1 protein-coding gene and 1 pseudogene are annotated in these 708 nt (G+C 43.4%); both read right to left on the bottom strand.

Features of this window, described 5'->3' with window-relative positions:
* Nucleotides 1–180: pseudogene (locus FHQ30_RS12160) on the bottom strand (class Ia ribonucleoside-diphosphate reductase subunit beta); the annotation flags it as partial.
* Between the two features lie 46 nt (nucleotides 181–226).
* A partial coding sequence (locus FHQ30_RS12155) for a ribonucleotide reductase barrel domain-containing protein (protein ID WP_500692267.1) occupies nucleotides 227–708 on the bottom strand: 482 nt, incomplete at its 5' end.

Below are 708 nucleotides of genomic sequence, written 5' to 3'. Positions count from 1 at the left end.
ACGGTCTTGCGATACGTCGATCTCTTCCGGTCGCCAGAAAAACGACAGTTGTTTTTCAATCAGTTTTTCAAACGTTTCATATTTTTGTTGATCGTAGCGTGCTACGTTCACGTTTTGACCGAAAAACATCGGTTCTTTCAGTTGATCATTTTTAGTTTGCGAAAACGTGGTATATGCCATGTTGACCTCTATTGATTAAATTATACTAAAAGGATTATTAGCTGAATTAAATTTTACACGCACCGCCGGAGCAGCTGTCGTCAATATCATCTTGATTGTCGTCAGCACCGTCGCGCGTGTTTTGATAATACAGGGTTTTTAATCCGTATTTATATGCCGTCAATAAATCGCCCAACAAACGTTTCATCGGCACTTTTCCGTCTTCAAAGCGTTTCGGGTCGTAGTTGGTGTTGGCTGAAATCGCTTGATCGACAAATTTCTGCATAATACCGACTAATTGCAAATAACCGTCATTGCTTGGAATATCCCACAATAATTCGTAATTTTCACTTAAGTTTTCATAATCCGGCACTACCTGGCGCAAGATTCCGTCTTTGGACGCTTTGATACTGACATGACCGCGCGGTGGCTCGATGCCGTTGGTGGCATTAGAAATCTGCGACGAAGTTTCCGATGGCATCAGTGCGGTCAGGGTAGAGTTGCGCAAGCCGGACTCTTTGATTTCTTGGCGCAAGCTTTCCCAGTCGT

The organism is Testudinibacter sp. 'clade 2' (assembly GCF_006227735.1).
In the GTDB taxonomy this organism is placed as follows: Bacteria; Pseudomonadota; Gammaproteobacteria; order Enterobacterales; family Pasteurellaceae; genus Chelonobacter.
The sequence above is the reverse complement of the archived record's forward strand: the minus strand, read 5'-3'. Positions and strand labels throughout refer to the sequence as shown.